10 protein-coding genes are annotated in these 6,641 nt (G+C 47.6%); 4 read left to right on the top strand and 6 right to left on the bottom strand.

Translation table 11 applies throughout. The features are described from left to right. Positions 1-2 precede the first annotated feature (2 nt). Positions 3-1,556: a circadian clock protein KaiC gene (gene kaiC / locus BRW63_RS22645; RefSeq protein ID WP_073074651.1), complete on the top strand. Its 1,554-nt coding sequence runs from the start codon at positions 3-5 to the stop codon at positions 1,554-1,556. A 3-nt stretch (positions 1,557-1,559) separates the two neighbouring features. Further along, positions 1,560-2,075, top strand: coding sequence for a 5-(carboxyamino)imidazole ribonucleotide mutase (purE, locus tag BRW63_RS22650; protein WP_073074652.1), 516 nt, complete (start codon positions 1,560-1,562; stop codon positions 2,073-2,075). An 8-nt stretch (positions 2,076-2,083) separates the two neighbouring features. Here the strand turns inward: purE and BRW63_RS22655 are convergent, their stop codons facing one another. Further along, positions 2,084-2,962 (bottom strand): universal stress protein, encoded by an 879-nt coding sequence (locus BRW63_RS22655; RefSeq protein WP_073074653.1) that lies wholly within the window; start codon positions 2,960-2,962, stop codon positions 2,084-2,086. 180 nt (positions 2,963-3,142) lie between these two features. Between BRW63_RS22655 and BRW63_RS22660 the strand changes: the two genes are divergently transcribed. Together BRW63_RS22660 and BRW63_RS22665 are read left to right on the top strand one after the other, a co-directional pair. Beyond that, positions 3,143-4,066 (top strand): CNNM domain-containing protein, encoded by a 924-nt coding sequence (locus BRW63_RS22660; RefSeq protein ID WP_223257478.1) that lies wholly within the window; start codon positions 3,143-3,145, stop codon positions 4,064-4,066. Positions 4,067-4,105: 39 nt separating this feature from the next. Next, positions 4,106-4,765 carry a Uma2 family endonuclease gene (locus BRW63_RS22665; RefSeq protein WP_073074654.1) on the top strand — a complete coding sequence of 220 codons (660 nt, stop codon included), beginning with the start codon at positions 4,106-4,108 and terminating at the stop codon, positions 4,763-4,765. 1 nt (position 4,766) lies between these two features. Here the strand turns inward: BRW63_RS22665 and BRW63_RS22670 are convergent, their stop codons facing one another. From BRW63_RS22670 to BRW63_RS22690, 5 genes are all read right to left on the bottom strand, one after another. Beyond that, positions 4,767-5,084, bottom strand: coding sequence for an antibiotic biosynthesis monooxygenase (locus BRW63_RS22670; RefSeq protein ID WP_223257479.1), 318 nt, complete (start codon positions 5,082-5,084; stop codon positions 4,767-4,769). An 86-nt stretch (positions 5,085-5,170) separates the two neighbouring features. Continuing rightward, positions 5,171-5,413, bottom strand: a complete 243-nt coding sequence (locus BRW63_RS22675) for a YgiT-type zinc finger protein (protein ID WP_073074656.1) — start codon at positions 5,411-5,413, stop codon at positions 5,171-5,173. A 4-nt stretch (positions 5,414-5,417) separates the two neighbouring features. Next, the gene (locus BRW63_RS22680) at positions 5,418-5,657 is read right to left on the bottom strand and encodes a DUF4258 domain-containing protein (protein ID WP_219898701.1); all 240 of its coding nucleotides are present in this window, start codon (positions 5,655-5,657) and stop codon (positions 5,418-5,420) included. 95 nt (positions 5,658-5,752) lie between these two features. Beyond that, entirely contained in the window at positions 5,753-6,109 is a 357-nt protein-coding gene (locus tag BRW63_RS22685) for a hypothetical protein (RefSeq protein WP_073074657.1), read from the bottom strand. Next, entirely contained in the window at positions 6,109-6,372 is a 264-nt protein-coding gene (locus BRW63_RS22690; RefSeq protein ID WP_073074658.1) for a hypothetical protein, read from the bottom strand. Before BRW63_RS22690 ends, BRW63_RS22685 begins: the two co-directional genes overlap by 1 nt. Positions 6,373-6,641: the final 269 nt, after the last annotated feature.

Below are 6,641 nucleotides of genomic sequence, written 5' to 3' on the forward strand. Positions count from 1 at the left end.
TTATGACTCAAACGAATCAAAGCGAATCACGCAATCAAGTAGAAATGTCAGGCGTTCAAAAAATTCGCACCCTAATCGAGGGCTTCGATGACATCAGTCATGGCGGATTGCCCGTCGGACGCACCACGCTGATCAGCGGCACCTCTGGAACGGGGAAAACTCTGTTTGCATCTCAGTTTCTCTATAACGGGATCACTCAATTTGACGAGCCAGGAATCTTTGTCACCTTTGAAGAATCTCCAGCAGACATCATCAAAAACGCTCTGAGCTTTGGGTGGGATCTTCAAAAATTTATCGGCGAAGGGAAGCTATTTATTCTCGACGCATCGCCCGATCCCGAAGGGCAAGATGTCGTTGGCAACTTTGATCTCTCCGCCTTAATTGAGCGGATTCAATACGCAATTCGGAAATATAAAGCGCGGCGAGTGTCGATCGACTCCGTAACGGCGGTGTTTCAACAATATGAGGCGGCAGGGGTCGTGCGTCGAGAGATTTTTCGGCTGGTGGCGCGGCTCAAACAAGTCGGCGTAACCACCATCATGACCACCGAACGCATTGATGAATATGGCCCAGTTGCCCGATTTGGGGTCGAAGAGTTTGTCTCAGACAATGTGGTGATCGTGCGAAACGTTTTAGAGGGTGAGCGGCGCAGAAGAACCGTCGAAGTCCTCAAGCTGCGCGGCACGACTCACATGAAGGGCGAATACCCATTCACGATTACCAATCAGGGAGTCAACATCTTCCCGTTGGGTGCGATGCGTCTGACTCAGCGATCGTCCAACATCCGAGTCTCGTCTGGTGTGACAACCTTGGATACCATGTGCGGTGGCGGCTTCTTTAAAGACTCGATTATTTTGACAACCGGGGCCACCGGAACTGGAAAAACTCTGCTAGTCAGCAAATTTTTGCAAGAAGCGTGTCATCGGGGCGATCGCGCCATCTTATTTGCCTACGAAGAGTCTCGCGCTCAACTCTCCCGAAACGCCTATTCGTGGGGCATCGACTTTGAGGATTTAGAGCAAAAAGGGTTACTCAAAATTATCTGCGCCTATCCTGAGTCGGCAGGGTTAGAAGATCACTTACAGATTATCAAGTCAGAAATTGCCGAATTTAAACCCTCGCGAATTGCGATCGATTCTCTCTCTGCCCTCGCCCGTGGAGTCAGCAATAACGCCTTTCGTCAGTTTGTGATTGGCGTGACAGGCTTTGCCAAACAAGAAGAAATCACAGGGTTCTTCACCAATACGACCGATCAGTTTATGGGGTCGCATTCAATTACTGACTCCCACATCTCGACGATCACTGACACGATCATCATGCTGCAATATGTGGAGATTCGCGGGGAGATGTCTCGTGCGCTCAACGTCTTTAAGATGCGCGGTTCTTGGCACGATAAAGGCATTCGTGAATATACGATCAGCGCTCAGGGCCCCGATATCAAAGGTTCGTTCCGCAACTTTGAGGGAATTATTAGCGGTTCACCGACTCGCATTGCCGTTGACGAAAAGACGGATCTGTCTCGCATCATCAAAAGCGTCAAGGACGAAAAAGAATAGCCCATGACTCAACCGCTAATTGGAATTATTATGGGCAGCGACTCCGATCTGCCGACGATGCAAGGCGCGATCGTCATCTGCAAAGAATTTGAAGTGCCTTGCGAAGTGGCGATCGTCTCAGCCCACCGCACCCCCGATCGCATGGTGGACTACGCCAAGCAAGCCCATCTGCGCGGCATCAAAGTGATTATTGCGGGCGCAGGCGGTGCGGCACACTTGCCAGGAATGGTAGCTGCGTTAACGCCTCTGCCTGTGATCGGCGTGCCTGTGGCGAGTCGGCACCTGCAAGGCGTGGACTCTTTGTACTCGATCGTGCAAATGCCTGCTGGAATTCCGGTGGCAACGGTGGCGATCGGAAATGCGACCAATGCGGGTTTGTTGGCGGTGCAGATTCTCGCGAGTCATAACCCCGATCTGCTGGCAAGAGTGCAGCGCTATCGTCAAAGTCTCGCTGATCTCGTGATGGAAAAACAAGCCAAGCTAGACACAGTGGGCTACGAGAAATATTTAGAGACTTGATGATCTGTCTAACGTTTAGGCGGGAAGAACAACACCGGGTGCCAGCTTCGCCGAAGAATCTCCCCCGTAAAGCTTGGGGCTGACCAGTCAAGCAGGTTGTTTCTGTTATCGGTCGAAAGGACGATCGCGCTCGTGTCTGATTCTTGAGCAGCCGCCAACACTTGGGCGATCGGGTTTCCTCGTCTTACATCCAGCGTCACCTCGACTCCGCAGCTTACTAAGTCATCTCTTACAGGCTCTAGCGTCTCGCAAACCACTTGCTGCTGCTGCGCTAGTGTCAGTTCGTGTCTGCCCCCTTCTTCAACAACCCAACAGAGAATCACTCCTTTAAGGGCTTGAGCGCTCTGGGTTTGAACGAAGTGCTTGATCTGCTCGATCGTATGCTTTGAAGCACTGCTATCGTCATAGGGCAACAGCAAATAGCGCAACAGATGCTGACAGCGCAAACTCAGTTCTTCAGAGGTGTAAGTTGAAATCATTTGCGGGCGCAGCGTTAGCAAAGGAATGGTCGTGCGTTGAGATAGCTCGGTCGTGGTGCTGCCAAACAGTTTTTCGGTCAATAGATTGCGAGGTTGGGTGCCTAAAATGATCACGTCGGCTTGGTGAGTCGTGACCATCTTTAAAATTACGTCTAGAGGTCTGCCTGCCTGCACTTCAACTTTAACGTCTGCCCCAGCAGGCACTTGCTTTAAAGCAGCCGAAAGCACGTCTTGAGCGCGATCGATCTTCTCAGCATCTGCTTTAGGAATGGTTGCCTCCTCCCGAAGGGGAACGGTGTGTAGAAACACAAGATGAGTCATGCCACCTGCCACCAGACTAGGAACAAACTCAACCAATCGCTGTAAACCATCTGTTAAATCGGTGCAAATTAGAGGGCGCTGAAACATGAGCGAATCGACCTCCTAAGGGAGCTATGAGGCGTTTTCTTCACAGTATCACTCTTCAAGATAGGTCGTTCGTCGTACGGATTACTCACCTGCAATTACAAATTTAGACAGAAGCAGATCGGGGACGTTCTTCACTAGACTGAAGAGGCAGCCGTGTAGAGATCTACATAGATCGGAGAAATGACTTTGAGCAGTTTGCAGATGTTTGAACTTGAGACGGCCGAGACGCTGGTGCGATTGTCAATTTTGCTGATTTTAGTGGTGGTGGTTGGTTTTTTTGTGGCGGCTGAGTTGGCGATCGTCTCTGCCTCAAAGAGCGAGATTTATAGTCTGTCTCAAAAAACGGACGATCCAAGCACTAGCAAAGCGGCTGAGTTGATTCATCACGCTCAAAATAATCTAGAGCACTATCTATCGGTGACGCAAACGGGCACGACTGCGGGAAGCCTACTCCTGGGCTGGTTAGGCGAGGGGGCAACCGTTCACTGGATTGAGCCTTGGATTAGTCGAATTCCGATCGATCATTTGCCTGTAATGATCACGTCTCATGCGATCGCGGCGACGGTTGCCTTTCTCCTCGTCACCTATGTCGAAATTCTTTTAGGTGAGTTAGTCCCCAAAGTCTTGGCAGCAAACGCTCCTGAACAAACGGCTCTCTTGCTAATTCGTCCGTTAGAGTTTTGCTCTCGGCTATTTTTTCCGGCGCTGGTCGTTCTCAATGCCAATGTGCGACTGCTGACATGGGGAGTTGCCCGCAAACCAAAAACAGCATTTCTATCTGCTTCTGAGGCTCCTTTAGTTCAAAACGATGCTCACTCTGCGTTGATTGCTGGCTCTTTAGACTTGCCCACTATTAACGAGAAATTAGGGTTGAGTTTGCCGCTTCAGGAGGCTTATACGACGCTGGCAGGATTTATGATCCATCAGTTGGGGCGGGTTCCGTCTCAGGGCGATCGCATTCAGTGGAGCGAGTTAGAACTAGAGGCGGTTCGCGTCACTGACGATCGGGTTGAAACTATTTTGCTGCGTCAAGTCACCCGTCCGTTAGTCAATCTTGCTGTCGAGCCAGTCTTGGTCGAAGAGTCTCTGGCTTCTAGCCCCTAATTCCTTGTACTCTAGAGATAGTCTTACGAGGCAAATTTTATGTCTCTAACCGCACAGCAGGTGGCAGACTTAATGCCCGATGCTACACAACTTGAGAGCAACGAGCCAGAGATGGAAAGTTCTTTGCATTACATCCAACTGGCTTTGTTGGTGGCTTGTTTAGAGTGGTTTTGGCGAGATCAAACTGACTTTTTTATTGGGGCGAATCTGACGATTTATTTCAGTCGCCAACAGCTTAAAAATCGCGATTTTCGAGGGCCTGATTTCTTCTTAGTCAAGCAAACCCAAAAGCATCCCCGCAAGTCTTGGGTCGTCTGGGAAGAAGATGGGAGATACCCCGATTTAATTATTGAGCTACTATCAGATTCAACGGCGGATGTCGATCGCACCTTGAAGAAATCACTCTATCAAGATCGTTTTCGGACACCAGAATATTTCTGGTTTTCACCTGACACCTTGGAGCTGAAAGGATTGAGGCTTGTGAGTCGGGTCTATCAGCCGATCGCTCCCAATCATCAAGGTCTTTTTTGGAGCGAAAGTCTAGATTTATATTTAGGAATTTACAACCAAAAATTACGATATTTTGATTTACAAGGTGAGCTTTTAATGTCGCCTGAAGAGGCTGCACTAGAAGCACAACGAAGATCAGAACAATTAGCTGCCCAGCTACGATCGCTCGGAGTTGAGCCAGATACCTAAACTATAAAACCCCATTTTCTATCTCTTCTAGATAGATAAATTTAGGCGCTTTTACACCTGCTTTTTTTCTGATTTCTACTAACGTTGGCGACTCAAAAAACGTTCTTGCATTCTCTAAAGACAACCATCTATAAAGGTGAACAATGCTATTTGGATCACGATCGTATTTTAATAGTTGATAACTGATTTCTCCAGCATCTTTTCTGATGTTGATGGCTCCATCAAAGATAGTTTTCCATGCTGGATAGTCTTCTACTTCATGAATAATCAAAACATATTGCACAGTAATATCTCTATCATGTAAAGTTAAAACGCTCACTGTTTATCGGCGACGCGAAGGCTTTAACGATAGACCAAAAGCCTTTCCACGTTCGCTTCAACAACTGTATCGTTATACCTATTAGTCTATGCAGATTCAAGATGAGTGACCGGAATTTGCTCAGTTCGTTCAGGCGACTTTTCTCCAGTTGCAACCGCATGAACAGTATGAAGAATATCGGCTGAGTAATAACGATTGCCACAAGTATCGCAAACCCCGATCGTCACATCTTCAAGAATGACAAATCCATCCCGGTGCTTAAACGCCTCACGCTTGACGAAACGCGGTTGAACAGTTCCTTCGCAATACTCACATCGATATCCGTACATACAATTAGCCCTCAAGCTCAGTGACTTCGTAAACGGTAATGATCAAATAACGCTCACTACTTGCGAACCGTCCAACGACTCCGACAGGTGTTTGTCGATCGAGCGCGGTTCCTACTACTATATATTTTGTGCCTCTAGGGTCATCTTTTTCAACTCGAATAATTTGACCGCTCAAAACAGCTTCCTCAACATCCAAAATGGTCAGAAAATCCTCAGCCATTTCTTCCATTGCATGGGCTGACATATCGCCGAAGTCGAATCTTCTCTTTGATGCGGTCAATATCATTGCGAGGCACTTATTACTTTCCGTCATGGTAAGCCAATTCTAGAACTGAACGGTCATCGTCTGCTCGTTTTCACCTCGTCTAGAAAGTTGTGACCTGCTCCATCAATCATAAAAAAGTTGACACCACTACCTAGTAATCCGCCCGCAAATGGAATAATTTCTGCAATCTTGAAACCACCCTTGACGCTGACCTTGATTCCGAGTGCCTTTAAGACTGGAATCAAAACTGCTTTGGCAAACTCTTTGGCGGCTACGTCGTTAGCACCTTTAGACACTGCTTGCCTCGCCTTTTTACGAAGGCTGCCATCATTTGCTGCACCAGACAATACAAAAGTTTTGACATACTCGTCATTTGTATCTAATCCGTGAATCTCTGCGAGTACACCGCCCATTTCAATCAAGTGATACATCAAACAATGTCTCCGGGCAATGAAGCGAGACCCCAGGCACCGAGGGAAATGCTAGAAAGAAAGCCAGAGATTGCCCCTTCAGTCGTTACTTTAGAGGTGGCATGCCAGATTACCTCATTAGAAGCATCCTCTTTGTTATATCCTTTTGCTTTTAATGTCTCACGCGCATACTGCTTAAAACGATCTGGGTCGTAAGTAAGTTCCAAAATTCCCGTAACGCTGCCGTCAACGGTTGATAGAGCTTCTGTGAAAATGCTTGTCATGTTGTAAATAGTGAACTGCTAGACAACTATTTTCTAAGTTGCCCTGAACAGTTCATTTCTTAACGCATCGATATAGCTCTAAATTAGACCCACCATTTGAAACCTGAGAATTCAAGAATTATTAGACCTGAATTGATCTTTCACCCTTCACTTTGGGTGCGACCTCTACTTGATTTAATCATTCAATCATGATATTACCTCAGTGATGCAACCAAGAGGGGTGAGTATGAGCGCTCAATTGTTAAGTCAGTCCGGGACACAAGTGAAGA

The sequence above is a fragment of the Phormidesmis priestleyi ULC007 genome (assembly GCF_001895925.1).
Classification (GTDB): Bacteria; Cyanobacteriota; Cyanobacteriia; order Leptolyngbyales; family Leptolyngbyaceae; genus Phormidesmis_A; species Phormidesmis_A priestleyi_A.

What these genes read in the sequence shown, in the direction of transcription:
- kaiC (WP_073074651.1), top strand. Translation starts at nt 3, where the DNA reads ATGACTCAAACGAATCAAAGCGAATCACGCAATCAAGTAGAAATGTCA.
- purE (WP_073074652.1), top strand. Translation starts at nt 1,560, where the DNA reads ATGACTCAACCGCTAATTGGAATTATTATGGGCAGCGACTCCGATCTG.
- BRW63_RS22655 (WP_073074653.1), bottom strand. Translation starts at nt 2,962, where the DNA reads ATGTTTCAGCGCCCTCTAATTTGCACCGATTTAACAGATGGTTTACAG.
- BRW63_RS22660 (WP_223257478.1), top strand. Translation starts at nt 3,143, where the DNA reads ATGACTTTGAGCAGTTTGCAGATGTTTGAACTTGAGACGGCCGAGACG.
- BRW63_RS22665 (WP_073074654.1), top strand. Translation starts at nt 4,106, where the DNA reads ATGTCTCTAACCGCACAGCAGGTGGCAGACTTAATGCCCGATGCTACA.
- BRW63_RS22675 (WP_073074656.1), bottom strand. Translation starts at nt 5,413, where the DNA reads ATGTACGGATATCGATGTGAGTATTGCGAAGGAACTGTTCAACCGCGT.
- BRW63_RS22680 (WP_219898701.1), bottom strand. Translation starts at nt 5,657, where the DNA reads ATGTCAGCCCATGCAATGGAAGAAATGGCTGAGGATTTTCTGACCATT.
- BRW63_RS22685 (WP_073074657.1), bottom strand. Translation starts at nt 6,109, where the DNA reads ATGTATCACTTGATTGAAATGGGCGGTGTACTCGCAGAGATTCACGGA.
- BRW63_RS22690 (WP_073074658.1), bottom strand. Translation starts at nt 6,372, where the DNA reads ATGACAAGCATTTTCACAGAAGCTCTATCAACCGTTGACGGCAGCGTT.